The 26,592-nt window shown below is 72.1% G+C and carries 29 protein-coding genes and 3 tRNA genes; 14 read left to right on the top strand and 18 right to left on the bottom strand.

What is annotated here, in order from left to right; translation table 11 throughout:
- The 3 genes from ACFWGN_RS15985 to ACFWGN_RS15975 all read left to right on the top strand — a co-directional run bounded on the left by ACFWGN_RS15985 (window position 1) and on the right by ACFWGN_RS15975 (window position 2,893).
- The gene (locus tag ACFWGN_RS15985; RefSeq protein WP_377618119.1) at window positions 1-1,368 is read left to right on the top strand and encodes an ABC transporter substrate-binding protein; all 1,368 of its coding nucleotides are present in this window, start codon (window positions 1-3) and stop codon (window positions 1,366-1,368) included.
- A complete protein-coding gene (locus tag ACFWGN_RS15980; protein WP_377618118.1) occupies window positions 1,365-2,102 on the top strand; it encodes a glycerophosphodiester phosphodiesterase in 738 nt (245 codons plus the stop codon). The genes ACFWGN_RS15985 and ACFWGN_RS15980 overlap by 4 nt, the downstream gene beginning before the upstream one ends.
- Window positions 2,103-2,242: 140 nt before the next feature.
- Entirely contained in the window at window positions 2,243-2,893 is a 651-nt protein-coding gene (locus ACFWGN_RS15975) for a histidine phosphatase family protein (protein ID WP_377618116.1), read from the top strand.
- A gap of 162 nt (window positions 2,894-3,055) precedes the next feature.
- Here ACFWGN_RS15975 and ACFWGN_RS15970 read toward each other — a convergent pair whose 3' ends face one another.
- The 4 genes from ACFWGN_RS15970 to ACFWGN_RS15955 all read right to left on the bottom strand — a co-directional run bounded on the left by ACFWGN_RS15970 (window position 3,056) and on the right by ACFWGN_RS15955 (window position 7,109).
- Complete coding sequence (locus tag ACFWGN_RS15970) at window positions 3,056-4,195, bottom strand: VanZ family protein (RefSeq protein ID WP_377618166.1); 1,140 nt, start codon at window positions 4,193-4,195, stop codon at window positions 3,056-3,058.
- Between the two features lie 80 nt (window positions 4,196-4,275).
- On the bottom strand, window positions 4,276-5,949 hold the full coding sequence (locus ACFWGN_RS15965) for a mechanosensitive ion channel family protein (protein ID WP_377618115.1): 1,674 nt from the start codon (window positions 5,947-5,949) through the stop codon (window positions 4,276-4,278).
- An 80-nt stretch (window positions 5,950-6,029) separates the two neighbouring features.
- Entirely contained in the window at window positions 6,030-6,626 is a 597-nt protein-coding gene (locus ACFWGN_RS15960) for an antibiotic biosynthesis monooxygenase (protein ID WP_377618113.1), read from the bottom strand.
- A gap of 123 nt (window positions 6,627-6,749) precedes the next feature.
- The gene (locus ACFWGN_RS15955) at window positions 6,750-7,109 is read right to left on the bottom strand and encodes an iron chaperone (protein ID WP_377618112.1); all 360 of its coding nucleotides are present in this window, start codon (window positions 7,107-7,109) and stop codon (window positions 6,750-6,752) included.
- Between the two features lie 152 nt (window positions 7,110-7,261).
- Here ACFWGN_RS15955 and ACFWGN_RS15950 point away from each other — a divergent pair, with 152 nt between their 5' ends.
- From ACFWGN_RS15950 to ACFWGN_RS15935, 4 genes are all read left to right on the top strand, one after another.
- Entirely contained in the window at window positions 7,262-7,711 is a 450-nt protein-coding gene (locus ACFWGN_RS15950) for a hypothetical protein (RefSeq protein WP_191805676.1), read from the top strand.
- A 206-nt stretch (window positions 7,712-7,917) separates the two neighbouring features.
- On the top strand, window positions 7,918-9,189 hold the full coding sequence (locus ACFWGN_RS15945; RefSeq protein ID WP_191805675.1) for a threonine/serine exporter ThrE family protein: 1,272 nt from the start codon (window positions 7,918-7,920) through the stop codon (window positions 9,187-9,189).
- A gap of 289 nt (window positions 9,190-9,478) precedes the next feature.
- Entirely contained in the window at window positions 9,479-9,607 is a 129-nt protein-coding gene (locus tag ACFWGN_RS15940; RefSeq protein WP_377618110.1) for a hypothetical protein, read from the top strand.
- Entirely contained in the window at window positions 9,607-10,926 is a 1,320-nt protein-coding gene (locus tag ACFWGN_RS15935) for a M15 family metallopeptidase (protein ID WP_377618109.1), read from the top strand. Before ACFWGN_RS15940 ends, ACFWGN_RS15935 begins: the two co-directional genes overlap by 1 nt.
- Before the next feature lie 125 nt (window positions 10,927-11,051).
- Here the strand turns inward: ACFWGN_RS15935 and ACFWGN_RS15930 are convergent, their stop codons facing one another.
- From ACFWGN_RS15930 to ACFWGN_RS15885, 10 genes are all read right to left on the bottom strand, one after another.
- Window positions 11,052-11,972, bottom strand: a complete 921-nt coding sequence (locus ACFWGN_RS15930) for a prenyltransferase (protein WP_377618108.1) — start codon at window positions 11,970-11,972, stop codon at window positions 11,052-11,054.
- Window positions 11,969-12,283, bottom strand: coding sequence for a lycopene cyclase domain-containing protein (locus ACFWGN_RS15925; protein WP_377618106.1), 315 nt, complete (start codon window positions 12,281-12,283; stop codon window positions 11,969-11,971). The genes ACFWGN_RS15930 and ACFWGN_RS15925 overlap by 4 nt, the downstream gene beginning before the upstream one ends.
- The gene (locus ACFWGN_RS15920; RefSeq protein WP_191805673.1) at window positions 12,280-12,708 is read right to left on the bottom strand and encodes a lycopene cyclase domain-containing protein; all 429 of its coding nucleotides are present in this window, start codon (window positions 12,706-12,708) and stop codon (window positions 12,280-12,282) included. Before ACFWGN_RS15920 ends, ACFWGN_RS15925 begins: the two co-directional genes overlap by 4 nt.
- Window positions 12,705-14,420, bottom strand: a complete 1,716-nt coding sequence (gene crtI, locus ACFWGN_RS15915) for a phytoene desaturase family protein (protein WP_377618164.1) — start codon at window positions 14,418-14,420, stop codon at window positions 12,705-12,707. The genes ACFWGN_RS15920 and crtI overlap by 4 nt, the downstream gene beginning before the upstream one ends.
- Before the next feature lie 17 nt (window positions 14,421-14,437).
- The gene (locus ACFWGN_RS15910) at window positions 14,438-15,346 is read right to left on the bottom strand and encodes a phytoene/squalene synthase family protein (RefSeq protein WP_377618162.1); all 909 of its coding nucleotides are present in this window, start codon (window positions 15,344-15,346) and stop codon (window positions 14,438-14,440) included.
- Between the two features lie 55 nt (window positions 15,347-15,401).
- Window positions 15,402-16,592, bottom strand: a complete 1,191-nt coding sequence (locus tag ACFWGN_RS15905; protein ID WP_377618104.1) for a polyprenyl synthetase family protein — start codon at window positions 16,590-16,592, stop codon at window positions 15,402-15,404.
- A 146-nt stretch (window positions 16,593-16,738) separates the two neighbouring features.
- Window positions 16,739-17,722 carry a UDP-glucose 4-epimerase GalE gene (gene galE, locus ACFWGN_RS15900; RefSeq protein ID WP_377618103.1) on the bottom strand — a complete coding sequence of 328 codons (984 nt, stop codon included), beginning with the start codon at window positions 17,720-17,722 and terminating at the stop codon, window positions 16,739-16,741.
- Between the two features lie 65 nt (window positions 17,723-17,787).
- Entirely contained in the window at window positions 17,788-18,714 is a 927-nt protein-coding gene (locus tag ACFWGN_RS15895) for a cation diffusion facilitator family transporter (protein ID WP_377618101.1), read from the bottom strand.
- The gene (locus ACFWGN_RS15890; protein WP_377618099.1) at window positions 18,711-19,148 is read right to left on the bottom strand and encodes an ArsR/SmtB family transcription factor; all 438 of its coding nucleotides are present in this window, start codon (window positions 19,146-19,148) and stop codon (window positions 18,711-18,713) included. Before ACFWGN_RS15890 ends, ACFWGN_RS15895 begins: the two co-directional genes overlap by 4 nt.
- A 67-nt stretch (window positions 19,149-19,215) precedes the next feature.
- A complete protein-coding gene (locus ACFWGN_RS15885; protein ID WP_191805668.1) occupies window positions 19,216-19,578 on the bottom strand; it encodes a metallopeptidase family protein in 363 nt (120 codons plus the stop codon).
- 174 nt (window positions 19,579-19,752) lie between these two features.
- Here ACFWGN_RS15885 and ACFWGN_RS15880 point away from each other — a divergent pair.
- The 3 genes from ACFWGN_RS15880 to ACFWGN_RS15870 all read left to right on the top strand — a co-directional run bounded on the left by ACFWGN_RS15880 (window position 19,753) and on the right by ACFWGN_RS15870 (window position 20,105).
- A tRNA-Glu gene (locus tag ACFWGN_RS15880) sits at window positions 19,753-19,825 on the top strand.
- Window positions 19,826-19,913: 88 nt separating this feature from the next.
- Window positions 19,914-19,987, top strand: a tRNA-Asp gene (locus ACFWGN_RS15875).
- A 45-nt stretch (window positions 19,988-20,032) separates the two neighbouring features.
- Window positions 20,033-20,105: transfer RNA gene (locus ACFWGN_RS15870), tRNA-Phe, on the top strand.
- A gap of 22 nt (window positions 20,106-20,127) precedes the next feature.
- On the opposite strand, the gene ACFWGN_RS15865 is transcribed toward ACFWGN_RS15870, so the two are convergent.
- Window positions 20,128-20,397 (bottom strand): hypothetical protein, encoded by a 270-nt coding sequence (locus ACFWGN_RS15865; RefSeq protein ID WP_377618097.1) that lies wholly within the window; start codon window positions 20,395-20,397, stop codon window positions 20,128-20,130.
- On the opposite strand from ACFWGN_RS15865, the gene ACFWGN_RS15860 reads away from it, so the two are divergent.
- Together ACFWGN_RS15860 and ACFWGN_RS15855 are read left to right on the top strand one after the other, a co-directional pair.
- The gene (locus ACFWGN_RS15860; protein ID WP_377618095.1) at window positions 20,396-20,818 is read left to right on the top strand and encodes a phage holin family protein; all 423 of its coding nucleotides are present in this window, start codon (window positions 20,396-20,398) and stop codon (window positions 20,816-20,818) included. The genes ACFWGN_RS15865 and ACFWGN_RS15860 overlap by 2 nt on opposite strands.
- Window positions 20,815-21,102: a DUF3618 domain-containing protein gene (locus ACFWGN_RS15855; protein ID WP_377618093.1), complete on the top strand. Its 288-nt coding sequence runs from the start codon at window positions 20,815-20,817 to the stop codon at window positions 21,100-21,102. The genes ACFWGN_RS15860 and ACFWGN_RS15855 overlap by 4 nt, the downstream gene beginning before the upstream one ends.
- A gap of 165 nt (window positions 21,103-21,267) precedes the next feature.
- Here the strand turns inward: ACFWGN_RS15855 and ACFWGN_RS15850 are convergent, their stop codons facing one another.
- A complete protein-coding gene (locus ACFWGN_RS15850) occupies window positions 21,268-21,480 on the bottom strand; it encodes a BldC family transcriptional regulator (protein WP_030151000.1) in 213 nt (70 codons plus the stop codon).
- 361 nt (window positions 21,481-21,841) lie between these two features.
- Between ACFWGN_RS15850 and ACFWGN_RS15845 the strand changes: the two genes are divergently transcribed.
- Window positions 21,842-22,141, top strand: coding sequence for a DUF3073 domain-containing protein (locus ACFWGN_RS15845; RefSeq protein WP_369800640.1), 300 nt, complete (start codon window positions 21,842-21,844; stop codon window positions 22,139-22,141).
- 175 nt (window positions 22,142-22,316) lie between these two features.
- Here the strand turns inward: ACFWGN_RS15845 and purM are convergent, their stop codons facing one another.
- Window positions 22,317-23,435 carry a phosphoribosylformylglycinamidine cyclo-ligase gene (gene purM / locus ACFWGN_RS15840; protein ID WP_191805665.1) on the bottom strand — a complete coding sequence of 373 codons (1,119 nt, stop codon included), beginning with the start codon at window positions 23,433-23,435 and terminating at the stop codon, window positions 22,317-22,319.
- Window positions 23,436-23,492: 57 nt separating this feature from the next.
- Window positions 23,493-25,040 (bottom strand): amidophosphoribosyltransferase, encoded by a 1,548-nt coding sequence (purF, locus tag ACFWGN_RS15835; RefSeq protein WP_191805664.1) that lies wholly within the window; start codon window positions 25,038-25,040, stop codon window positions 23,493-23,495.
- 117 nt (window positions 25,041-25,157) lie between these two features.
- Between purF and ACFWGN_RS15830 the strand changes: the two genes are divergently transcribed.
- Window positions 25,158-26,519 carry a hypothetical protein gene (locus tag ACFWGN_RS15830; RefSeq protein ID WP_377618090.1) on the top strand — a complete coding sequence of 454 codons (1,362 nt, stop codon included), beginning with the start codon at window positions 25,158-25,160 and terminating at the stop codon, window positions 26,517-26,519.
- Window positions 26,520-26,592: the final 73 nt, after the last annotated feature.

Genomic DNA, 26,592 nt, shown 5'->3' with positions numbered 1-26,592 from the left:
GTGAACCAGCCCCTGCCCGCCCTGTGGACCCCGTCGCGTCGCGACGTGCTGCGCCTCGGCGGCCTCGGAGCCCTCGCTCTCTCCCTCGCCGCGTGCGCAGGACCGACCGTCGGTGGCGGCTCGTCCGCCCCGTCCGCCTCAGCGGGCACCGACTGGTCCAAGATCAAGCCCGCCTCGCAGATCACCTGGTGGAGCAACCACCCCGGCGCCTCCAAGGCGATCGAGGAGGAGCTCATCCGCCGGTTCAACGCCAAGCACCCCGACATCGCGGTCAAGCTCGTGACCGCAGGAGCCGGGTACGACGAGGTCGCGCAGCGCTTCCAGGCCGCGTCGTCGTCGAACAACCTGCCCGACCTCGTCATCGCGAGCGACGTCTGGTGGTTCCGCTACTACCTCAACGGCCAGGTCATGCCGCTCGACGACGTGTTCGCGCACCTCGACGTCGACGTCGCCGACTACAACCCGACGCTGTACGGCGACTACGAGTACGAGTCCTCGCACTGGGCCGTGCCGTACGCGCGCTCCACGCCGCTCTTCTACTACAACAAGGCCATGTGGGCCGCCGCCGGCCTGCCCGACCGCGGCCCCGAGACCTGGGCCGAGCTCGCCGAGTGGGCCCCCGCACTGCGCGGGCAGGTCCCCGGCGACGGCGCCCCCCTGGGCCTCGCGACCGGCACGTCCTGGGCCGCGTGGTGGTTCGAGAACATGCTGTGGGGCCAGGGCGGCCAGTACAGCGACAAGTTCACGGTCGCGCTCGACACCCCGCAGGCCCTGGCCGCGGGCGACTTCCTGCACGACCTGTTCCACGGGTCCAAGGTCGCGGGCGTCGGCACCGACGCCGGGGCGGACTTCGCCGCAGGCATCTTCGCGTCGACGATCGGGTCCACGGGCAGCCTCACGGGCCTGCTCGAGGCCGCGCCGTTCGAGCTCGGCACTGCTTACCTGCCCGACGGCCCCAGCGGCTCCGGGACCCCCACGGGAGGCACCGGCCTCGCCATCCCGGCCTCGCGCTCGCCCGAGCAGCAGCTCGCCGCCGCGATGTTCCTGGCCTTCCTCACCGACCCGGAGAACACCGCATACTTCTCCCAGAACACCGGGTACATGCCGGTGCGCACGTCCGCGGTCGAGGGAGAGACCATGAGCAGCATCTACGCGGCCACGCCGCAGTTCCGCACGGCCGTCGACCAGCTCGCCGAGAAGTCGCGCTCGCAGGACTGGGTCCGGGTCTTCGTACCCTCGGGCGACCAGATCCTCACGGACGGGATCGAGCAGATCGTGCTCAAGGGCACGCCCGCGGCCGAGGCGTTCGCGTCGATCACGCCGCGCCTCGAGAAGGCCTACCAGGAGAACGTGGAGCCCTACCTGTGACGGGCCCGTTCCAGGTCGTCGCACACCGGGGCAACTCGTCGGTCGCCCCGCAGAACACGCTCGCGGCGTTCGAGGCCGCGTGGCGTGCGGGAGCCGACAGCATCGAGCTCGACGTCCAGCTCACCGCGGACGGAGAGGTCGTCGTGATCCACGACGACACCCTCGACGCCACGACCGACGGCAGCGGGCGCCTCGACGCGCTGCCGCTCGCGGACGTCCGGGCGGTCGACGCGGGCTCGTGGTTCGCCCCTGCGTACGCGGGGCAGCGGGTCCCGACCTTCGCGGAGGTCGTGGACTTCCTCGTGACGCACCCGGGCATCGACCTCCTCCTGGAGGTCAAGGGCGACTGGGGGCCCGACGACGTCCGCAAGGTCACCGAGCCCGTCCTGCGCGCCGGGCTCGCCGACCGCGTGATCGGGCAGAGCTTCTGGCCCTCGACCGTCGCCTCGCTGCAGAAGGTCGCCCCGGAGCTGCGCCGCGGGCTGCTCGTCGCGGAGACCTCCGAGGACCTCCTCGCGGTCTGCGCAGAGCTGGGGGTCATGACCTGCAACCCTGCGGGGACGGTGCTGCTCGCGCAGCCCGGGCTCGTCGCCGAGCTGCACGACGCCGGGCTCGAGGTCATGGTCTGGACCCTGAACGAGCCCGAGCAGTGGGCGCTGGCCCTCGAGATCGGCGTCGACGCGGTCATCACCGACCGCCCCGACCGGCTGCGCGGGTGGCTCGCGGGACGCTGACGAGCTGCCGCTCAGCAGCCGGGCTCCGCACTCCGGGCTCCTGCCGAGAAGTGAGTAGATGCCCCTGGATCGCCGGATTCAGGGGCATCTACTCACTTCTCGGCGCTCACGGGCGGGCCCGCGTCTGCGAGACTCCCCCCGTGGACAGGATTCTGCTCGTACGCCACGCCCGGGCCGACGGACACGACGAGTCCGACCCCGGGTTGGGCGAGCTCGGACTCCGGCAGGCCGAGGCGCTGGCCGAGCAGCTTGCCGGCGAGGACGTCGTCGCCATCCTGAACAGTCCCAGGCTGCGAGCACGCCAGACGGCGGAGCTCGTCGCGCAACGGATCGGCTGCTCGGTGCGGACCACCCATCTCCTCGAAGATCGCACGCCAGTCCCTTCCGCCAGGCGCTGGGACGACTACCCGCCCCACCGGTGGGAACGACTTCGCGAAGTCCCTGCGGAGGAGCGCGACGAGGACGGTGTCGCGCTGAGCGCCGCGTGGTCCCGGATCACCGCACCGGACGCCGCGGACGGAGACGCTGATGGCGCTGCCGATGACCTCACTGGTGGCGGTCACGTTGCTGACATCGGCACCGGCGCCGTGGGCGGTAGCGCTAGCACGCTCGTCCTGGTGACCCACGTGTTCGTCGTCGGCTGGTTCGTGTGTCGAGCCCTGTCGGCTCCTCCCGCCGCCTGGATGCTGCTACCTGTCGACAACGCGAGCATCACCGAGCTGCAAGCACGACCGAAAGGTGAGCACGCGGTCGTCCGCTTCAACGACGGAGGGCACCTCTCAGAGCGCTGAGCGCGACTCCGCACGAGCCGCGCACCAGCAAACCAGCGAACCAGCGCCGAGAAGTGAGTAGATGCCCCTGGATCACCCGATCTGGGGGCATCTACTCACTTCTCGGCGGGCGCGGTGGGCGCGTTGGGCGCGTTGGGCGCGTTCTGGCTCGGGGGCGAGCCGTCAGCTCCGCGCGTCGACCATCCTGGCCCCCGACACGACGCCCGACAGCCCCCGCCGGTCGCGGGTGAACAGGACCGAGACGACCGCCACGAAGGCGACGAGACCTCCCAGGGGCGCTGCGACGTCGGGCACGAGACCACCGCCCGGGACCTCCGCCAGGACCAGGCACGCTCCCCACAGCCCGCCCGACGCGAAGCCGCGCACCGCACGGCGGACCGTGGTCCCACGGCCCAGCCCGTCGGGTCCGACCGCCCCCGCCGCGGCGTCGGCCGTCCAGCGCGGCTCGAGCCACATGGCCCTCTGCCCCCACGAGGCCCCACTGCCCAGGAACGGGGGCACGAACAGGACCAGCACCACGGGCACCACGGTGCCGAGCACGACGTCGATCCCGTCCGACCCCAGCGGGATCTCCTGGCCCGTCGCCACGAGCACGATCCGGTAGGACAGCACCAGCACGGTCCCGACGACCGAGACCAGCACCGCGTCGAGCAGCATGCCCAGCCAGCGCCGCCACACCGTGACCGGACGCGGGACCCCACGCTGCGCCGCGAGGTCGGTCGACCGAGGCATCCAGCGCAGGACGACCGGGGCGATCAGCGCACCGACCAGCCCTCCGAGCGTGTTGGTCAGGAGGTCGTCGACGTCGGCCAGCCGGTAGGAGCACGGGATGAGGCCGTAGATGCCCGTGCCCTGCGTGGTCTCGATGAACAGCGACGCGGCGAACGCCGAGAGCACCGTGAGCGGCAGCCGCCACCCGAAGAACCGGCGCACCAGCACGCCCCACGGGATGAACAGGACGACGTTGAACACCGTCTGCAGCACGGCCGGGCTGCGCAGGCGGGCCGCGGTGCTCATGCCCGCGGTGTCCCTGCGGATGTCGTCGACGAACTGGAAGGGGTTGAGCTGGGGACCCGAGAACCCGTGCTGCGCGCACCACTGCGCCAGGTCGCCCGACGGCAGCGGCAGGAGCGTGTACGCGACGAGCGCGACCCCGTAGACCGCGACCGCGGCCGACCCGAGCAGGCGCAACCAGCTCAGCCGCCCGTACCGGCGGTACTGCCACACCACGACGGGCAGCAGGATCAACAGGAAGACGACGAGGCCGCCGATCACTCCCACGTACGCGGGCCAGGTCCACATGCTCACGTCGAGACCCTAGTCAGCGATGCTCACCGCGTCGCGGCGGGTCGGGGTCGCGTGCGTCACGCCCCGGTCCTGCCTCAGGCGTCGCCGTCGTGGCCGCCTTCGTCGTGCGACTCGCCGCGGCCCAGGTCGCGGCCGTGGTCGCGCGTCCGGTCGAGGCCTCTGTCGCGGCCTGCCTCGCCAGGCCCGACGGCGTTCGCCGGGTCGCCCCCGCTCCCCGTGCCGTCCTCCTGCGTGTCGGACCCCTCGGTGTCCCCCTCGTCCTCGATCCGGTGTCTCTCGGCCGTCTCCTCGCGCTCGTCGATCACGTCCTGCCCAGGTCCCGCGAACGCCTTGGAACGCTCGACCCCCTCAGCCGTCCCGCTGAAGAACGCCGACTCGGACGCGCCCCCGGGCTGGTCCTCCGGGCCCGCGTCGGCCGCACCCCCCGGCGCGGCCGCGAGCGCCGCCTCGACGGGAGACATGACGCGCGTCTCGACGACGTCCTGCGGTGCGCCGACCGTCCCGATCACCCGAGTCTGGTCGTGCACCGACACGCGCCGCGTCGCGGGCCGGGTGGAGAGCGGGGGCTGCCCAGGGATGCCCGGCCCCACGGGGATCGCGGGAGGCAGGTGTACCGCAGGCTCGGGCTTCTCCGGGCTGGGGATCCCCGGCTGCGCGGCCGCGCCCCCGGGCGCGACGTCCGGGTCCTCGCTGATGCGCCCCTCCTCGACCCCCTCGAAGCGCGTGCGGGGCAGCGAGTCGGCGCTCGACCGCTGGAGCCACTCGACGAGCCCTTCCCGCACGAAGCACCGCAGGTCGAACAGCGTCGGGGCGTCGCGCGCGCTCACGAGCGCTCGGACCCGCACCACGCCGTTGATCGCGTCGGTCACCTGGAGGATGCCGACGCGCTGGTCCCACAGGTCGGTGTGCGCGAGGAGCCGCTTGAGCTCGGCCCGCATGGCGCCGAACGGGACCCGGAAGTCGAGGTCGAGCTCGACCGTGCCGAGCAGGTCCGCGGCCCGACGCGTCCAGTTCTGGAACGGGGTCGTGGTGAAGTAGGTGCACGGCATGATGAGGCGCCGGTCGTCCCACAGGTGCACCACGACGTACGTCATGGTGATCTCCTCGATCCGGCCCCACTCACCCTCGAGGACCACGACGTCGTCGACCCGGATCCCGTCCGTGAACGCGATCTGCATGCCCGCGAACACGTTCGCGAGCGAGGTCTGCGCCGCGAGGCCCGCGACGATCGAGATGACGCCGGCCGACGCCAGGATGCTCGCCCCGGCGGCACGGGCCGCCGGGAAGGTCAGGAGCACCGCGGCGATCGCGCAGATGACGATGACCGCGACTGTCAGCCTCCGCACCACGATGATCTGGGTGCGGATGCGGCGCGCGTGCCGGTTGTCGACCACGTCGACCCGGAACCGCTTGAGCGCGCTGTCCTCGAGCACGAACGCGAGCGCGCCCACCCACCACGCGCCGGCCGCGATGAGCAGGACCAGGAGCAGGTGCTCGACCGCGGCCCGCCACTCGACGGTCGGGGGCGTCGTGACCCGCACCGCGATCCACACGGCCACGACCATGAGGACCGCCCGGTCCGGCCGGCGCAGCCGCCGCGAGATGTCGCGGGCGAGCTGGCTGCGCCTCCCGATCCGGTTCACCACCGCGGAGATGATCGTGCCCAGCACGAACGCCGCCACGAGCGCTCCCGCGACGGCGGCCAGGGTCAGGGCGACGTCCGTCGCGTTCTCGATCTCCTCGTCCATCCGTCCACGCTAGGCGCGCGGGCTGCGCGGCGCCTGGACAGGCGCTGTGCGCGCGCAGGCCCAGGGCCCGCGGACGCGGCTCAGCGCGCCAGCCACGGTGCCAGACGGCGGGTCACCCACGGCAGCACGGCGTACGTCATGATCGGGGTCAGCACGAGCGTCGTCACGAGCACCCTGGGGAGCACGGGCAGCTCGCCGAAGCTCGGGACGGCCCAGGACATGAGGAGCGTGAAGGCGAGGTTCACGGGGAAGAACCCGAGCCAGATGCTCACCGACTGCTTCCACCGGGCCGGCGCACGCTCGGCGCTGATCTGCGGCTCGTCGACGCGGGCAGGGGCGTCGAACCAGCCCTCGATGCCCGTCCGGCGCTCGACGCGCTGCTCCTCGACGAGCCCCTGTCCTTCCTGGAGCCACGCGACGCGCTCGGGCGAGGAGTCCCAGGCGTCGAGCGTCGACTCGTCGGCGAAGCGGTAGAGCATGTGCCAGTCGTGCGAGTCCTTCGCCGCGCGCACCCAGCCGGACCCGAGGAACCCGGGATAGGTGTTGGCCATGTTGACGCCGGCCTGGACCCAGCGGGTCGCGTCCGGGACGAGGTCGGGGTGGATGCGGCGGTGGATGGAGACGGTGACGGGTCGGTCCGGGGATCGCCCGGCCGTGCCCGCGGAAGGAACGGTCATGAGGGCGAGTACACGGCTCCCGAGTTTCCGAGGTGTGAACTCGGGCCGTCCTGGGACGGCCGGTCCCGACAGATGGACGCGCGCTCACCCGGTGGGTGCCCCGGACCGGCTCCCCGGTCCCGGCTAGGCCGAGGCGCCGTGCTGGTCGAGCAGGCGCCGCGAGACCGTCTCGATCACGCCGTACGGCACGGGTTCCTTGAGCAGGAACTTGAGCGTCCCCTTGGACGCCCGGTACGGGGCGACCAGACGCTCGAAGTCCTCGTCGCCGTCGGGCACGGGGTACAGGCTCACGTGGTGCTTCCACCCCGCGAAGTACACGATGACGCGCCCCTGCGCCGTCACGGCGGGGATCTGGTAGCTGATCTTCTCGCCCGCGTCGGGCACGACCCGATGGATCGTCCGGCGCATCTCCTGCAGGACCTCCTGGGTCTCGGGCGGGAACGAGCCGATGTAGTCGTCGACGGTCGCGAACGTCCCGGACATGCCTGCCTCCCCGAGCCGACCCCCACCGGGTGCGGAGGTTCTCCCCCTACTGTCCCGCGCGAGCGTGCGACCGGCCTGCGGTAGGTCGCTCTCGCGGGTACGTGCGTCGCTCTCGACGCGCCGGTCCGCGCGGCCACGCCCATACTGGCCAGATGATCTCCTGGGACCTGGCGCTGGCCCTCCGCGAGGCGGGGGTCCGCTGGCACCCTGCCTCGGGAGACCGCTTCCGGCTCCTCGGGGTCGGGCCCGAGGGCGACGTCTTCACCGTGAGCGACATGACGATCGAGCCCCACGAGTTCGACACCGGGGTCGTCCTCGGGTTCAACGGCACCACCGAGTGGGCGCTCGACTCCGTGGCCCTCGAGGACGCCCTGTGGCACCCTCTCGAGTCCCAGCTCCGCTCGCTGCTCGGCGGGACCTTCCGCTGGCTCCAGCGTTTCGTCGAGGACGACGACGCCCCCGCCTACCTCGTCGAGATCGAGCTCGCCGGGCGCAAGGTCGCGTTCCGCGGGCACGACCCGGCCGACGCCTACGGCGAGGCGCTCCTGCACCTCGTGATGGCGTCGTCGGGCCCTGATGCCGGACGCGAGGTGGCGACCTGACCACCGGGACGTCTCCACCCGTGGAGGCGGACGACGGGTCGTCGGTCGAGCCCCCGCCGCCCGGGACGGAGGAGAGCGCACCGACCGCAGTTCCGAGCCCCGCTCCAGGTCCTCCCGCGGAGCCCGGCTCCGCGAAGCCCCCGGCTCCGCACCGGAGGCCACCCCTGCTCGCCGGTCTCCGACGGGCGCCGGCGACCTTCCGGCGGGTGCTCCAGGCGCTCGGCAACCAGAGCCCGCCCGAGGAGCAGTCGGACGTCCCCGAGATCTCGCCCGACCTCGTCCCGCTCCTGCGCGAGCTCGGGCGGGCCATGCTCGACTCAGGGCAGTCGGTCAACGACGCGCAGGACGTCCTGGAGCAGGTCGCCGACCTGCACGGCGCGCACACCGTGCAGACCCTGGTGCTGCCGACGTGCGTGTTCATCCGGGCGCAGACCGCCTCGGGAGTCGTCACCGACTTCACCGACGCCGCGGGGAGCGGCCTGAACCTCGACCAGATCGGCGCCCTCTACGGCGTGATCCGCAGGCTGCGCGCCCAGACGATCGAGCTCGCCGACGCCCGCGCCGAGCTGCGCGCGATCCGGCGACGACCTCCGCGCTTCGGCGCCGTGCTCACGATCGTCGGGCACGCGATCCTGACGCTGGGGTTCGGGCTCATCCTCAACCCGACCCTCGACCTGCTGCCCGTCTTCCTGGTGCTGGGGCTCGGCGTCGGGATCCTGCGCTGGCTCGCTGCCCGCTGGCCCACGCTCAGCACGGCCCTGCCCGTCGTCGCGGCGTTCCTCGTGACGGTCGTCGCGATCCAGGTGATCCAGCCGTGGCTCGGGGACAGCCCCCTGCAGGTCCTCGTCCCGCCGCTCATCAGCTTTCTGCCCGGCTCCGTGCTCACGGTCGCCGCGATCGAGCTGACCAGCAACCAGATCGTCTCGGGAGCGAGCAGGCTCCTGTACGGGATCGCGCAGCTCCTCCTGCTGGTCTTCGGCGTCGTCGCGGGTGCGGCGGTCGCGGGGGACCTGATCGCCGGGCACAGCGGTGAGCGGCTGGGCTGGTGGGCCCCGTGGGTGGGGATCGTCATGGTGGGCCTCGGGCAGATGCTCTTCTCCTCGACGCCGCGCCGGAGCCTGCCCTGGGTGCTCGTGGTCCTGTTCGCGGCCTACGCGGCACAGCTGGGCGGGTCCTTCGTCGCCCCCGAGATCTCCGGCTTCTTCGGGGCGCTCGTGATCGTGCCGCTCGCGACGCTCGTCGAGCGCACCCGCACGGGCCCGCCCGCGATCGTCACGACCCTCCCGGCGTTCTGGCTCCTCGTCCCCGGTGCGCTGAGCTTCCTGGGGCTGTCCGAGCTCGTGGCAGGAGACACGGGGTCGGTGTCCGACATCGCCAACGCGGTCGTCGCCGTCTTCGCGATCGCGCTGGGCATGCTCGTGGGAACGGCGCTGACTCGCGACGCGAGACGCGTCGGTCGTACCTTCTTCACCGAATAGGCCCAGCCCCGGCACACCATCACCAGCGGATCCTTGCTCATCGACGCCAGGCCGGTCACAAACGTAGTTGAAGATGGAACGAGTTGGCAGGCACCGAGGACCGTCCTCGCATCCCATCTGCCGACGCACCGCGGCTCCCACGTCATCCGGACGCGCCGCGCCCCAGGCTGCTGAGGCCCAGAACGATCCCCGTCACCGCGACGGCACGGTACGGCGTCGAGCACCCGCTCGACAGCCGCAGTGCGCACGCGGTCCGGCCTCGGCCCGACGAACGGAACCCCGGAACATCGTGACAACTGCATCATTCAGCTCTGCCGCGCCCCTCGCGCGCCGCTCGACCCGGAACACCGACCACCTCACCACGCACCTCCTCGACGTCGCCGACCGACCGGCCGCCGACGCGGGAGGTGACCGCTGATGGGCAAGCACTCCCAGCGGCACTTCGCCGCCTCTCTGCCCGGCCGCTCGTTCAAGCGACGCTCGCCGTTCGCGGTCGCCGCCGCCCTCGCAGCGGTCGCCATCAGCACGACCGCCGGCGCGGCCAGCCTGGTCACGTCGTCGGGCACCTCCGAGGCCGCCTCGACCGCGAGCGCCTCGGCCCCGGCCGTCGCGAGCGTCGCGGGTGCGAGCGCGTCCACCCCTGAGGAGCAGGCCGCGCTCGACGCCGCGAGCACCGAGCTCGTCCGCGCCGAGTTCCTCGCGGGCGAAGGCGCGTCGACCCTCACGCCCGACCAGCTCGCGCAGATCACCACGACCCGCGACCAGCTCCGTCAGCTGGTGAGCTCCGTGACGACCACGGACGCCGGCCAGGCGTCGACCACCGAGGCCGAGCAGGCGTCGTCGGTGGACGCGGCCACGAGCACCACGCTCGACGCGGCCGGCGCCGACGACACGCTCGACGGTCGCGACACGTTCCGCGCGAGCCGCGCGGGTGCCGAGGGTCGCGAGGCCCTCACGACCGACGACACCACCGCGGCGGCCACCGACGAGACCCCGTCGGAGGCCGCTCTCGCGGACGCCGCAGCCGGCGAGACGGCAGCCACCCCGGCTGCCGAGGAGTCCACCGAGACGCCCGTCGAGGCCCCTGCGGAGGCCGCAGACGCGCCGACGACCGCCCAGGTCGTCCCCTCGGTCGCCGAGATCGACGCCGCGACGACGGCCCTGCGCGGGCTGCTCGACGCGACTGCGGTCGCCGTCGCGGTCGAGCCCGCTCCCCCGACGGCCGAGGAGATCGCCGCCCAGCAGGCTGCCGAGCGCGCAGCCCTGGAGCAGCAGCAGGCCGCCGAGCGTGCGGCCATGGCACAGCAGCTCGCCGCCTGGGCCGCCAGCACCGCCGGGTACGCCAACGGGACCATCCCGGCGAACCTCCTGTGCGCACCGAGCTTCGCTCCCGGCGAGCTCGTGCGCTGCGACGCCGCGTACCAGCTCGAGCAGCTCAACAAGGCCTATGTCGCAGCGTTCGGCACGAACATCACGGTGACCTCGTCGTACCGCTCGTACGCCTCCCAGGTCGCCGTGAAGGCCCAGAAGGGCTTCCTCGCGGCGGCCCCGGGGACGTCGAACCACGGCATGGCCCAGGCGCTCGACCTGGGTGGCGGCATCAGCAGCTTCGGCAGCGCGCAGTACAGCTGGATGCGTGCGAACGCCCCGGCGTACGGCTGGGAGAACCCCGAGTGGGCACGCCAGGGCGGCTCCAAGCCCGAGGCCTGGCACTGGGAGTACGGCGTCACGTACTGACCCGCTGCACCGGGCACGGAGTGCACCGGACCGCACCACCTCAGAGCACAGCACCGCCGAGGGCGGGCACCGGACACCGGTGCCCGCCTTCGGCGGTGTCTGTCCTCAGGGAGGCGTCGCCGCGCTCACCCCCAGGTGACCCCGATGAGCAGCATCGTCACGAGGAACCCGGTCACGAGGTTGAGCCAGAGGAAGCGTCGCCAGCCCACGTTGGCACGTTCGCAGTCCGCGTCGCGCACCGACCAGAAGGATGCGACGTTGACCAGGTAGGGCAGCGGGAGCACGGCCGCGAGCCACCCCGGCCACGGGAGGAACGCCAGCAGCACCGCGGCCACCAGGTAGGCGGCCGACGCGACCACCACTGTCCGGTGCGCCCCGATCACGGTCGCGACCGAGCCGATCCCGCCCTCGCGGTCGGCCTGCACGTCCTGCACCGCGCCGAACGCGTGCGACGCGGCACCCCACAGCACGAACGCCGCCAGCACGGGCCACACGGTCCGCGCGCCGAGGTCGGCCCCGACCAGCACGAGCGCGTAGAGGAGCGGTCCCACGAAGTGCATGGCCGAGGTGAGCGAGTCGAGGAAGGGCCGCTCCTTGAAGCGCAGCACGGGGGCGGAGTACGCCACGACGAGGAAGACCACGACGGCGAGCGTCAGGTTCGCGGCCGCGTCGCCCTGGAGCAGCAGCCACGCGAGGAACGGGACGTTCGCCACGGCGCACGCCCACAGGATCCGTCGGTGGGTGCGCCGCGCGGTCGCGGGGTCGGCCAGCGCTCCCTCGATCCCGCCCTTGCGCGGGTTGCGCAGGTCCGAGGCGTAGTCGAACACGTCGTTGACGCCGTACATGAGCAGGTTGTACGGGACGAGGAAGTACAGCGTCCCGACCACGAGCGTGGCGTCGATGCGTCCGCCCGTGGCCACGAGGTACCCGGCGGCGAACGGATAGGCCGTGTTGATCCAGGAGAACGGGCGCGAGGCGGCGACGACCTCCCGCAAGGCGACGAGCGGTCCCGGCGCCTGCCCGGGGCCCACGACGACCCGTGTCACGACTGTCCTCCCGCGTGCCGCCGACGGCGACCGTCACCCACCCAGGTCCACACCGCAGGCAGCAGCAGGACCGCGACCAAGGGGTAGGCGAAGTCCTCGAGCGGGGCACCCACGAGGTAGACGCCCAGGATCTTGTCCGGCGCGTAGGTGTAGAGCCCCACGGCGATCATGATCGTGTCGAACACGAGCGTGAGGACGACCATGACCGCGGCCGTCCACAGGAGCGGCCCGGCGCGGTGCCGGCGCAGGGTCCATCCGGTGACCGTCGCGACGAGCACGAGCACGACGACGTTGAGGACGATGTTGGTCATGCTCGGCCCCCTGTCGTCGCGCCGTCCGAGGGCTCGGCGGCGCCGTCCGCCCCTGCGCCCGTCGGCCGCGGCGTGGCGGCCGTCCCGGTCGCCCCGGGTCGCCGGTGGCCCCGCCCACGCACCCGCAGGTCGAGGAACCGCCACACCAGCAGCGTGTTGTAGCAGAGCAGCGTCAGGAACACGGCTTCTTCGACAGGCAGCTCGGGCGCGAGCTGGAGCCCCGTCATGTGGGGCGAGTCGCCTCGCGCGAAGATCCCGAGCGCGAGGCCCGCGACGTCCCACGCGAGGAAGAACAGCACACCGACCACGAGCGTGATCGCAGTCCTGGCGGGGTCGGCCCAGAACGCGAGGCGGAACCGGCGGTCGAGCACCGCGAGCCCGCCGAGCGAGACCGCGAGCGCCCCGAGGTACGCGAACCCGATCATGCGGCACCGCCCCGCAACCGGTCCGGACGTCGGCTCGCCGCGAGGAAGCCACGGCGCAGCGGCGTCGGCAGCGGCCGGGACGAGGTCTCGCCGAGGAGCCGCTTGGCGACGAGCTCGGCGCTGATGAGGCACATGGGCAGCCCGACGCCGGGAGCCGTGCCGGCTCCCGCGTAGTACAGGTTGGAGACCGTTCGTGAGGCACCGGCCGGCCGGAACATCGCGCTCTGCGCGAGCGTGTGCTCCATGCCCAGGGCCGTCCCGCGCCAGGACGAGAACTCGGTCGCGAAGTGCGCGGGTCCCAGCACCGTGCGCGTCACGACCCGGCCACGCAGGTCGTCGATCCCGGCCCAGGCGCCGACCTGGTCGAGATACCCGTCGGCGAGCTCCTCGAGCGCGGCCTGCGACGCGGCGGACGCTCCGAGGGCAGGGTCCGCCGGGAACGGCACCAGGACGAAGAGGTTCTCGTGGCCGGGTGGTGCCGCCGGGTGGTCGAGGCTCGCGTCGTCGGTCGCCGAGGTCCGCGAGACGTAGAGCGAGGCGGGGACGGGCACGCGGAGCGAGCGCACGTCGCTCGAGGCCCCCTGCCCCAGGACGTCCTCGAAGTTGCCGCGCCAGTCCTCGGTGAAGAACAACGAGTGGTGCGCCAGCTCGGGCAGCTCGCCGCGCACGCCCGCGAGCACGAGCAGCGCCGAGATGCCGGGCCCCCGGTCCTCCCACGACTCGGCCGGCAGGTCGGCGTACGCGTCGGGCAGCAGCGCCGTCTGCGTGTGGTGCAGGTCCGCCCCCGACACCACGACGTCCGCGGGGACGACCTCGCCGTCGCTCAGCCGTACCCCGGTCGCGACGCCTCGCGCGCGCCGCCGGGACCTGCCGGTCCGCGCCCGGGGCGAGGCTCCGGCGTCGGGCCCTGCGGGGGCGACCTCGATCCCGACGACGTCGCTCCCCGTGCGGATCGTCACGCCCTCGGAGCGGGCCAGCTTCTCCATGGCCTCGACGATCGTGTACATGCCGCCGCGCGGGAACCGGACGCCCTCGACGAGGTCGAGGTGGCTCATGAGCGAGTACAGCGCGGGCACGCGGTAGGGCGACGAGCCGAGGAAGACCGCGTGGTAGCCCAGGACCTGGCGCAGGCGCGGGTCCTCCACCCGTCGCTCGACGCGGTCGGCGAGCGAGCGTCCGAGGAGGGCCGCGAGGCGCGGGAGGCGCCTCAGCACCGAGCCGTCGATCGCGCGGTCGGGCCGCTCGAAGGTCGTGTAGAGGAAGTGGTCGAGCGCCAGCCGGTAGGCCTCGCTCGACTCCGCGGCGTACGCGCGCACGCGTTCTCCGTCGCCCGGCGAGAGCGCGTCGAAGCGTGCCCAGTTGGACTCCGCGTCGCGCGTGACGTCGAGGACGGTCCGTGCGCGGGTGGCGTCAGCCTGCTCGGAGGACGGGGACCCTTCGAAGAAGACGCGGTACGACGGGTCGAGCGGCACCAGGTCCAGGTGGTCCTCGACGCGCTCGCCCAGGAGCGCGAACCAGTGCTCGAACACCTCGGGCATGAAGTACCAGGAGGGGCCCGTGTCGAACCGGAACCCGTCGAGGTCGAGCGTCCCGGCGCGCCCGCCGACGCGCTCGTGCCGTTCGAGGAGGGTCACGCGTGCGCCGCCGCGGGCGAGGAGCGCGGCCGTGGCCAGGCCGCCGATCCCCCCGCCCACGACCACGACGTGCGGCATCTCGGGCGGTGCGTCGGTCACGGGGCTCCTCGGGTCGTCGAGCGTGCGGTCGGTGCGGCGGTCAAGGGGAGAGGGACGTCTCGTCGCAGGGTCTCACGGGCGACCGCACGGGCCGCGACGACGAGCTTGACCGGGTCGGAGACACGGACCCGGGCGCGCAGCAGGTCCTCGGGCCGCGTCGAGGCAAGCCTGCCCAGCAGGGTGTCGTAGAGCGCGAGGGTCGCCGCGACGGCCATCCGGGCACGGCGCGGCAGCGACGGGAGTGCGGCGCGGGCCGCGTCGAGGTCGCTCCCGATCTCCGCGAGGATCGCGTCGACGTCCTCCTGCGTGAGGTCCGCGGGGGTGATCCCGGGGAAGTAGCTGCGGCCCAGGTCCTCGTGGTCCGCGCGCAGGTCGCGCAGGAAGTTGATCTTCTGGAACGCGGCGCCCAGGCCGCGCGCACCGTGCACGACGGCGTCGCTCGCCCGCACGACCGGGTCACCCGGGCGTCGCCCGGCATTGAGGAAGACCGCGAGGCACATGAGTCCGACGACCTCGGCCGAGCCGTAGACGTACTGCTCGTAGCTGGCCTTGTCGTGGACCTGGACCGTCAGGTCCATGCGCATCGAGGCGAAGAACGGGTCGATCTCGGGGTGCCCGATCCCCGTGCGCCGTGCCGTGCGCGCGAACGAGTGCACCACCAGGTTGGTCGAGTAGCCGCTCGCGAGGGCGCGGGCGGTCTCCTCCTCGAGACCGGTCAGGAGCTCGTCGGCCCCCTCTCCACGGCGGGTGTCGACGACCTCGTCGGCCACCCGGACCAGGCCGTAGACCGCGTCGATGTCGCGGCGAGCGGCACTGCCGAGCAGCCTGGAGCCCAGCCCGAACGACGTCGAGTACCCCGTGAGGACCGCCCGGCTCGCGCGGGCGGCAGTACGGTCGTACAGCATCTGCGACACGTGGGCCTCCCCGGTGATCGTGACGCCCTTCCCGACCCCTCGCACCTCAGACCGCCCTGTCGGCGAACGAGTCGGCCAGGTCGAGCAGGTACCGCCCCAGGGGGGCGGGCAGCTCGACGGCCGCAGCCCGCGCCTCGTCCAGGTGGTGCGCCACGCTCGCCCGGACGGCGTCGGGGGCCGCGGTGCGGCGCATGACGTCCCGCACGACGGCGGCTCCCGCCTCGGTGAGGTCGGCCCGCCCCACGTGCTGGTCGAGCAGAGCGACGTCTGCCGGCTCGGCATGCCGGTAGGCGCTCGCCAGGAGCAGCGTGCGCTTGCCCTCGCGCAGGTCGGAGAGAGCCGACTTCCCCGTGACCCGCGGGTCGCCGAAGACCCCGAGCAGGTCGTCGACCAGCTGGAACGCGACGCCCAGTGCTCGGCCGTAGGTCTCGAGGCTCGCGCGGGACGCCGCGTCGGCGCCCGCGAGGATCGCCCCGCAGACCAACGGCACGACGCACGTGTAGGTCGCCGTCTTGAGCTCGGCCACGAGCGCGGGGTCCACGTCCCCCGGCGCCAGCAGCGGGCCCGAGACGTCCAGGACCTCGCCCGCGACGGCGACCTGGACCGCGCGCACGAGCTGTCGGGTCACCGCGAGCCTCTCGCCGGGGGCCGCCGTGGAGCTCAGGACGAGCTCGAACGCGCCGGCGATCGCCAGGTCGCCCCCGAGCAGCGCGGCGGCCTGGACGTGGACGTCGGCGCGAGAGCCGTCGGTCCCCGCGGCAGCGAGCCGGGACCGGGTCGCCCCGGCGAGGTTCGATCGACCACGCCGGGTCTCGTCGTGGTCCAGCAGGTCGTCGTGCACGAGCATCGCGGTGTGCAGCAGCTCCTGGGCCGCGGCGACGGGGGCCACCGCGCCGAGGTCTCGTCCGCCGAGCCCGAGGTAGGCCGCGAGCGTGAGCCGGGGCCGCACGAGCTTTCCGCCCACCTGGTCCGCGAGGTCGGTCCAGAGGTCGACGACCGGCCGCCCGCCGGTCGCGGCGCGCGCTGCTCCCTGGGCGAGGTGATCGTGGAGCACTGCTCGCGTGGCGGCGAGCGCCTCGTCGAGATGGAGGGCGAACGTGTCGTCGGTGAGCGGTCCGCGGTCGCGAGCGCGTGCGCCCTCTGGTGGCTCCACGACGGCAGCCCCTGGTCCGTGCGGGGACGTCCCGGACGCCGACCGTTCGGCGACGTCGTCGATGGTCGTGCTGGTTCCGGACATGGCCCACCCCTCGATTCCTCAGCGGACTGAGTATTTTGCTCAGCATACTGAGGATTCGAGTCCATGTCAGCGCCGTACGCCGAAGGGGCCCCCTCGCACGGTGCGAGGGGGCCCCTTCGGGAAGTGCCCGAGACGGCTCGGGCTGCTCAGACGTCGATGCGCCGCGGCCCGGCCTGCCAGGCCTCCCAGGCCGAGGAGATGATCTGCTCGAGCCCCTGGGTGCCGGTCCAGCCGAGGACCTTGTTGATGCGCTCGGGGGACGCGACGAGCTGGGGCGGGTCGCCCGCGCGGCGCGGGAGGATCTCCGGGGTCACGTCCAGGCCGGAGACCTTGCCGATCTCGTCGATGACCTCGCGGACCGAGGAGCCCGTGCCGGTGCCAACGTTGAAGACGTCGTACGCCCGCTCGTCCTCGTCCAGGTAGCCCAGTGCAGCGAGGTGCGCCTCGGCGAGGTCCAGGACGTGGATGTAGTCGCGGATGCAGGTGCCGTCCGGCGTGGGGTAGTCGTCGCCGAAGATCTTGGGCTGCTCGCCCCGCTCGAGGCGGTCGAGGACCATGGGGACGAGGTTGAGGACCGCGGGGTCGCCCAGGTCCGGCCAGCCGGCGCCGGCGACGTTGAAGTAGCGCAGCGCGACGAACCGCAGACCCCACGAGCGGCTCGCCGCCCGGCCGAGCCACTCCCCGATGAGCTTGGTCTCGCCGTAGGGGTTGATCGGCTCGGCGTGCAGCTTCTCCTCGACCATCGAGACCGAGGGCATGCCGTAGGTCGCCGCGGAGGACGAAAACACGAGGCGGTCCACACCGGCGGCCTCCATCGCGGTCACGAGGTTCGTGAAGCCGCCGACGTTCTGCTGGTAGTACCAGGCGGGCTTCTCGACGGACTCACCGACCTGCTTGCGGGCCGCGAAGTGCACCACGGCCGTGACCTCGTGCTCCGTCAGGGTCTGGGTCAGGACCTCGACCGCCTCCGGGCCGGACACGTCCAGCCGCACGAGCGGCGCACCCCCGATGCGACCCTCCTGCCCCGTGCTCAGGTCGTCGACCACGACGACCTTCTCCCCTCGCTGCTGCAGCAGGCGCACCACGTGCGCACCGATGTATCCCGCTCCGCCGGTCACCAGAATCGTCATGGGGGCAGCCTAGTTGCTCGGCCTCGAGCTCCGGGGTGCCCGGCCACCAGCGAGACGCGGAGGGCTCACAGGTGGACCGAGGACTCGGTCTCCTGCATCTCGGGAGGCTCGATCTGGAACGTGCAGTGGTCGACGTCGAAGTGCCCGCCCAGGCACTCCTTGAGCCGCTGGAGCACCGCTGTCCCCTCGCCACGCTCGAGCCGTTCGGCCTCGACGACGACGTGGGCCGACATGACCGGGACCCCCGACGTGATGGTCCAGGCGTGCAGGTCGTGGACCCCGACGACCCCGGGGATGCCCTCGATGTGCGTCCGGACCTTCTCGAGGTCGACCCCCGCGGGCGTCGACTCGAGGAGCACCGCGGCGACCTCGCGCAGGAGCATCAGCGCGCGGGGCAGGATCATGATGCCGATCGCGACCGAGGCCAGGCCGTCGGCCCACGCGAAGCCGAGCGCGACGAGCACCCCGGCGACGATCACCGCGATCGAGCCCAGGAGGTCTCCGAGCACCTCGAGGTAGGCGCCACGCACGTTGAGGCTCTCACCCTGACCGGCCGACAGGAGGCGGAGACCGACCACGTTCGCGACGAGCCCGACGACCGCCACCCCGATCATCAGGCCGGCCTCGACGTGCGGGTCGGGTGCACGGACACGCGAGACGCCCTCGACGATCGCGAGCACCGCGACGACCCCGAGTATCAGCGCGTTGGTCATGGCCGCGAGGATCTCGGCGCGCTGCCACCCGAAGGTCCGGGTCGCCGAGGCGGGGCGCGTCGCGAGCCAGCTCGCGAACAGGGCGATCCCGATCCCGGTCGCGTCGGTCAGCATGTGCCCCGCGTCCGCGAGGAGCGCGAGCGATCCCGAGACCAGGGCACCCACGACCTCGAGGGCCATGACGCCGAGCGTGATGGCCAGGACGATCACGAGCCGACGGCGGTGCGCGCCCGTCGCGGTCGCCGCGCCGTGCGAGTGCGAGTGGGAGTGACCGCTCACCGTGCACCGCCTCTCGTCGCCTCGACGACACGCTCGGCGTCGGCCAGGATGTGCGCGACCTCGGGCCGCGCGAGCCGGTACCAGGAGGACCGCCCTTCGCGGCGAACGTCGACCAGACCGGCGTCGCGGAGGGTCGCGAGGTGGACCGACACGGTCGACTGCGCGAGCCCGAGCTCGCTCGTCAGGTCCACGACGCGGTGCTCTGCGCGCGCCAGGAGATGGACCATCGAAAGGCGGTGGGGTTCGGCGAGGGCGTGCAGTAGGCGGGCGACAGCCGCGTGGTCGTGCCCGACGGCCGGCGGCTCGCAGGCCTGCGCGGGATGCTCGGCGACCGGCGCACCGTCCGCGTCGATCGGCTCCACGCCCGCTGCGGTCGCTGCCGCGCTCCGCGAGCGGACGTGCGTCCGGGGCGTCGCCTCACGTCTCATCGTCATGTGCCGATGTTATCGCCGATCGACGATGAATGAAAGCCCTGGTGCCGACGGCGCGGGCACCGGCCCGTCAGGACCAGCCCAGCTCGTGCAGGCGGTCGTCGTCGATGCCGAAGTGGTGGGCGATCTCGTGCACGACCGTGACGACGACCTCCTCGACGACCTCCTCGCGGGTCTCGCAGATCGCGAGCGTGGGACGCCGGTAGATCGTGATCCGGTCCGGAAGAGCGCCCGCGGCCCACATGAGGTCACGCTCGGTGAGGGGCACCCCCTCGTAGAGGCCGAGGAGCTCGGGGTCGTCGTCGGGGGCGTCGTCCTCGACGAGCACCACGACGTTGTCCATCTGCTCGGCCAGCTCCTCCGGGATCTCGTCGAGCGCATCGCGCACCGCGTCCTCGAAGTCCTCGCGCGTCATCTCCACCACAGGCACCATCCTCCCCCGCGGCCAGGCGCGACGCCCCCACCGACGCCGGCCACGAGGCGAGATCGGACGCCCGCAGCCCCGAGATCATGCCGTTTTGCACCGCGCCCCCAGTTCCCCGTATGCTGACGGAGGTCTCTCGGCGACTCGTGCCCCGTAGGCGGTACGGGTTGTCCAGGAAACTAGGCCCCCATCGTTTAGCGGCCTAGGACGCCGCCCTTTCACGGCGGTAGCACGGGTTCGAATCCCGTTGGGGGTACTCGGAAAGATCCGATTAACGGATCGGCCCGGAAGTGAGATACGATTCTCGAGGTTCGAACGGCAAAGGCCGGGAGAAACTCACGCAAGGCCCTGTAGCGCAGTTGGTTAGCGCGCCGCCCTGTCACGGCGGAGGTCGCGGGTTCAAGTCCCGTCAGGGTCGCTCGACAGCGGCTGCCCGGTCATCATGACCGGGCTTTCGTGTCAAGGCTCTGTAGCTCAGTTGGTAGAGCGTTCGACTGAAAATCGAAAGGTCACCGGATCGACGCCGGTCGGAGCCACTTCCACGAAGCCCCATCTCGTTCACACGAGGTGGGGCTTCGTCGTTCCCCAGACCCCTTTCACGACACTCCGGTGCCGTCGATCGGTCGCGGACAGGACGATCCGCGCGAACCACGCGACGGCGGCGGGCGCGCCGAGCACACCGAACTCCTGCTCGCACCCCCGGCGCGCGGAATTGCCCTGGACGCCGTTGACCGGTTGAGTGGGACATGAAGAACGACTCTTCGAGCCGCAGGCATCCCCTGCGTGCACGGGCGCTCCGACCGGACGCGCCAGGAAGGTGAGCACCATGAGCGACTGGGACGACGGGCAGACGCCTCCCCCGAACCCGAAGCCCTCGATCGGCAAGCTCGTCGAGCAGATGTCGGAGCAGGCCACCCGCCTGGTCCGCACGGAGATAGCGCTCGCCAAGAAGGAGCTGACGACCAAGGCCGCCCGATCAGGCATCGGGATCGGGATGTTCGTCGTCGCCGGCGTCCTGTCCCTGTACGCGCTCGGCTTCCTCCTCCACTCGGCCATGGTCGGCCTCGCGCACGCCGTCCCGCTGTGGCTCGCCGCGCTGATCGTCGGCGTCGTCCTGCTCCTCGTCGCCGGCTTCCTGGCCCTCGTGGGCAAGAAGCAGCTGACCAAGGGCATGCCGCCGACCCCCGAGTCGACCATCGCCAACCTCAAGGAAGACGTCGCCACCGTCAAGGAAGGACTGCGCCCGTGAGCACCGAACCGACCCAGAGCGAGCTGGAAGCCGAGATCGCACGGACCCGGGCCGAGCTCGCGAGCACGATCGACGAGCTCACGACGCGACTCGACCCGCGCACACAGGCCGCGAACGTCGCGCACCAGACCAAGCAGGCGGCAGCAGACACCGGGAGCTTCTTCACGGGCGGCGGGCTGCCCGAGCACGACCCGGCGCGTGCGCGCAACGTGAAGATCCTCGTCACCGGGACCATCGCGACCGTCGCCCTGGTCGTCGCCGCGATCCTCCGCAAGAGGTCCTGACGGGCCCCGGACACGAACGAGCCCGGCGCCGGTGGCGCCGGGCTGTCGGCTGGTCGAAGTGGAAGAGGCTGCGGACGCGACGGGGAGCACCGGGAAACGGGTCCCGGAGCTCCTCAACGGACCGACAGCGTGGGCTGGGCGCAGGAGTGTCCACCGCGCCGTCGGTCAGCCCTTGTCGACGCCCTCGGCGTTCTCGCTCGCGGCACCGAGCAGCGCGCGAACCTCGGACTCGCGGTAGCGCCGATGCCCCCCGAGGGTCCGGATCGACGACAGCTTGCCGGCCTTGGCCCAGCGAGTGACGGTCTTGGGATCGACGCGGAACAGGCTCGCGACCTCGGCCGGTGTGAGCAGAACTTCGGACTCTCCATGGACGGACATCACTGCACCTCCTCCTAGCGACTGGCTGGTCCGACGGTGACGTCGGAACGCGACGACAGCACTGCGCTAGCCCCTCTATTGTCGCAGCATGACGATTTTGGGCGACTTGGCAGACAGGGTGAATTAGACGGGGTATGGCCGGTACAGGTGTTTCGGTCCCGCCGCGGACCGTCCCGACCGACGCTCCGCGGGGCGCCGGGACACTCCCGGAACACCTTCGGGCAACCCTCGCGAGCCCTGCTCGTCCGGGCCCGCCGGGGGCGTGAGGCACCCTCGCGGCCACGTCGTTGTGTGGAGACAGTGTGACAAGGCACCCGTTCGGAGCATCCGAGTGGCTGGAATGTATCCCGAGCATGTACCGTTGGACTCTGAACAGACGAAACAACACCCCGGGGCCGCACGTCTGAGTACGTTGCCGCCCCGCTTCTACGTTGAGGGGGTCGGAGCCATGGGCCGCGGCCGTCAGAAGGCTAAGCAGACCAAGGTCGCTCGTGCGCTGAAGTACTACAGCCCCGAGACGAACTATCAAGCTCTCGAACAAGAGCTCACCGGTCATAGCCACACGGATCTCGCGACAGATCCTCGCTACGGAGCGAGGTCTTCCGAGGACAACAACGGAGACTACGACCAGCCGTTCGCCGGCTGGTCCGACGACCGCTGACACGATCTCGACCCCCTGCGACCAGCAGGCCCCAGGGGACCGCAGATCGGTATGATCGCGAGTTCGTCAGTCGACCGACCGACCCGCGAGGCGTTCCCCGTACGACGAAGGCGCGTCCTTCTCCCCCAGGCTCCAGGGCCAGAGGGAGAAGGACGCGCCTTCGTCGTCACCGCGCTCAGTTGCGGTAGTCACCCGTCAGGCGCACGGCGCCGGCGTGGACTCCCTTGGTTCCCACGACGAGGTCCTCGCCGAGCGAGGAGGCCGTGGTCGACTCGTCGAGGGCGCTGACCGTCCCCAGGACCCAGGCCGGAAGGCCCAGCTCGGCGCACCGGGCGAGCGCCGCGTCGGCACCGTCCGCTCCGACGATCGCGACCATGCCCACGCCCAGGTTGAGCGTGTTCTCGAGGTCGCGACGCGGCACGTTGCCCAGGTCGCGCACCACGGTGAAGACCGGCGGGACGTCCCACGAGCCGCGGTCCACGGTGCCGACGAGGCCTGCCGGCAGGACGCGGGCGAGGTTCGCCGCGAGCCCGCCACCCGTGACGTGCGTGAACGCGTGAACCTGCGCGGCGTCGTCGTGCGCCAGGGCGAGGCAGTCGCTCGCGTAGACGCGCGTGGGTTCGAGGAGCTCCTCGCCCAGCGTGCGGCCGAACTCCTCGACCTCGCGGTCCAGCTCCCAGCCCGCGTGCTTGACGACCGCACGCACCAGCGAGTAGCCGTTCGAGTGCAGGCCGGACGAACCCAGCGCGATGAGGACGTCGCCCTCTCGGACGCGCTCGGGGCCGAGCAGGCGGTCCGCCTCGACGACCCCGGTGGCTGCGCCCGCGACGTCGTACTCGTCCTCGCCCAGGAGGCCCGGGTGCTCGGCGGTCTCGCCGCCGACGAGCGCCGTGCCGGCGACCTCGCACGCGGCCGCGATGCCGCGGACGATGCCCGCGATGCGCTCCGGTACCACCTTGCCGCACGCGATGTAGTCCGTCATGAACAGCGGCTTGGCGCCCACCACGACGATGTCGTCGACGACCATGCCGACCAGGTCGAAGCCGATCGTGTCGTGGATGTCCAGAGCCTGCGCGATCGCGACCTTGGTGCCCACGCCGTCGGTCGACGTCGCGAGCAGCGGCTTGGTGTAGGTCGCGACCTCGCTGAAGTCGTAGAGCCCGGCGAAACCGCCCACTCCTCCGAGGACCTGGGGGCCGTGCGTGCGTCGCACGGCGTCCTTCATCAGCTCGACGGCCTTGTCGCCCGCCTCGGTGTCGACACCGGCTGCGGCGTACGTGAGACCTTCAGACACGAATGAACTCCTGGTGGTTGCGGCGCGCCCGGTGTCCGGGCGGTGCGTCGTACGGGGTCAGGGATGGTCGAGGGCGGTCCCGCCGCCCACTCCCACGGAGAGCGAGCGCAGACCGTCCTCCGGTGCACCGAGTGGGAGCTCGGCCTGCTCGAGGAGGTGCTTGCCCAGCTGGTCGTCCGGGGGCAGCTCGATGGGGTACTTCCCGGTGAAGCAGGCGGTGCACAGCTGCGACGCCGACTGCTCGGTCGCCGCGATCATGCCCTCCTCCGAGATGTAGCCGAGGGTGTCCGCGCCCAGGGAGGCGCCGACCTCGTCCGGGGACAGGCCGTTCGCGATGAGCTCGGCGCGGGACGCGAAGTCGATCCCGTAGAAGCAGGGCCACTTGACGGGCGGGGAGCTGATCCGGACGTGGACCTCGGCCGCCCCGGCCTCGCGGAGCATGCGGATCAGTGCGCGCTGCGTGTTGCCGCGGACGATCGAGTCGTCCACGACGACCAGGCGCTTGCCACGGATCACGTCGCGCAGCGGGTTGAGCTTGAGCCGGATGCCGAGCTGGCGCAGGGTGTCCGAGGGCTGGATGAAGGTGCGTCCGACGTAGGCGTTCTTGGTCAGGCCCTGCCCGAACGGGATGCCCGACTCCTGCGCGTACCCGACCGCGGCAGGGGTCCCGGACTCGGGGACGGGGATCACGAGGTCCGCCTCGATGCCGTGCTCGCGGGCCAGCTGGCGCCCCATCTCGACACGCGCTGCATGGACCGAGCGGCCGTTGATCGAGGTGTCCGGGCGTGCGAGGTAGACGTACTCGAAGACGCAGCCGGCGCGCTCGACCGGCGCGAAGCGCTGCGAACGCAGGCCGTCCCCGTCGATCGCGATGAGCTCGCCGGGCTCGACCTCCCGGACGAACGAGGCGCCCACGATGTCGAGCGCCGGGGTCTCGCTCGCGACGACCCAGCCGCGCTCGAGGCGTCCGAGCACGAGCGGGCGCACGCCCTGCGGGTCACGCGCCGCGTAGAGCGTCTTCTCGTCCATGAAGACGAGGCTGAAGGCACCGCGCAGACGAGGGAGGACCTCCATCGCGGTGTCCTCGAGAGAGTGGTCGTCGTCGCCCGCGAGCAGCGCGGTGATGAGCGCCGTGTCGGTCGTGTTGCCACGCGCGAGCTCGCCCCGGCGCTGGGCGCCGTAGCGCTCGGCGACGAGGTTCACGAGCTCGGCCGAGTTGGTCAGGTTGCCGTTGTGGCCCAGGGCGACGGTCCCGGCGGACGTCGCGCCGAGCGTCGGCTGGGCGTTCTCCCAGGTCACCCCACCCGTGGTGGAGTACCGGCAGTGCCCGACGGCGATGTGTCCGGTCAGGGCGTTCAGCGCACGCTCGTCGAAGACCTGGGAGACGAGTCCCATGTCCTTGTAGACGAGGATCTGCTCACCATTGCTGGTCGCGATCCCGGCTGATTCCTGACCGCGGTGCTGCAACGAGTACAGACCGAAGTAGGCAAGCTTGGCGACCTCTTCGCCGGGCGCCCAGACACCGAAGACGCCGCAAGCGTCCTGGGGGCCTTTCTCGCCGGGCATGAGGTCGTGGTTAAGAAGTCCATCTCCGCGGGGGGCCACGGCTCCAGTCTCCCATACGGTCGCCGTTCGCCAGAAGCCGCGATCGAGAGATGGACCGGTCGCCCCGAGGAGGCCTCGCCCCTGTACGGGCAGCGCCGTGGTCGCTACCCTCGCGCAGTGACCGACTCCCCCGAAGGCTCCCCCGGCAGGACGATCGCGCTGCTCGGGCGACGCGTCCCGACGAGCACGCTCCGGCTCGTCGAACCCGCGCCGAGCCGCGCACAGGTCCTCGCCGACGGCCTGCTGACGATCTCGAGGACCGTCCTGTACTCGGCCGGCCTCGGTTTCCTGGTCCTCCTCGGCACCTGGCTCACGCTCGAGGAGGGGTTCCCGGACGTCTGGCGAGACCTGCACCTCGACCCGGTCAGCCGGGCCTCGATCATCTACGTGTGCGCGGTCCCCGCCGCGGGCGGCGTCCTGTACGCCCTGTCGAGCGCCACGTCACGCACACTCCTCGGGCGCAGGCTCGACGCGCTCGCCGGCACGGCTCCCGAGCACGTGCCGGTGGGCACGGTGCGGGCCCGCGCGCTGGCCGACGACGCCAGCCCCACGACACCTCTCGTCGGTTTGTGCGTCGCCCTCCTGGTCGCCGTCGGGGTAGCCGTCCTCCTGGTGGCGCCCGTGATGATCTTCGCGAGCGACATGGTGGCGGTCGGGCTCACCGTCCTCGCCGGTTCGGCTCTCCTGACCGTGCTCGTCGGGTTCGCTCTGTCCGGGCTGAGAGGCCGAGGCCGGCGGGCGTGGACGGCCCTGACCGACCGGCCACGGCAGGCCTGGAACGACGAGGTCGTCCGGAGCGCCGTGCGCACCGAGAAGCGTCTCCGCCCGGCCGACGAGCGGACGATCGGCCTCGGCAGGCTGCACCGCCTGGCGGCCAGGGCCCAGAAGCCGCTGACCGTCGTCGGCGGCGTCCTGCTCGGGGCGGGACCGGTCGTGGGGATCGTCGCGGTCTACCTCCGCAAGCCGGGCAAGAACGCCGACACCCGGTACTTCGACGAGGCGGGGGAGGCGGCGATCGACGTGCTCATCACGTCAGGGGCCGTGCTCGCGCTGGCGGGGTCGGCGGTCCTCCTGCTCGCCCTCGTGGCGACCACCGTCGTGAGGGTCCGCGAACGCCGCGCGCTGCGCAGACATGCGCTGGCCGACGGCGCGGGCACGTGGCGGCCCGACGACGCGCTCGTCCGGCGGGCCCTCGACGGACCGCCCCTGCTCTGGGCAGGAGGTGTCCTGGTCCTCGGGCTCGCGACCGTCGTCGTCCCGGCGGTCCTGGCAGTGCTCCAGGTCACGGTGGATCCCTCGCACCCGCTGGCCGCGTACCGCAGGGCGGTCGAGGTCGCGGGGGCGGTGTCCGGAGCGGTCGCGCTCCTCGGAGCTGCCGCAGTGGTCGCCGGCATGCCGGCGGGGGTCCGGTTCCGTCAGCTGGTCCGCCAGACGTGGCATCCCGGGGACGATCCCGCACCGGTGGTCGCCGGCTCGTGACGCGGACGGCCTGCCCGCCGGGGCAGTCCGCCCACGAGGAGATCACCGGTCGAGCATGACGGCAGGCCCGAGT

The organism is Oerskovia sp. NPDC060338, assembly GCF_042726295.1.
In the GTDB taxonomy this organism is placed as follows: domain Bacteria; phylum Actinomycetota; class Actinomycetes; order Actinomycetales; family Cellulomonadaceae; genus Oerskovia; species Oerskovia merdavium.
The sequence above is the reverse complement of the archived record's forward strand: the minus strand, read 5'-3'. Positions and strand labels throughout refer to the sequence as shown.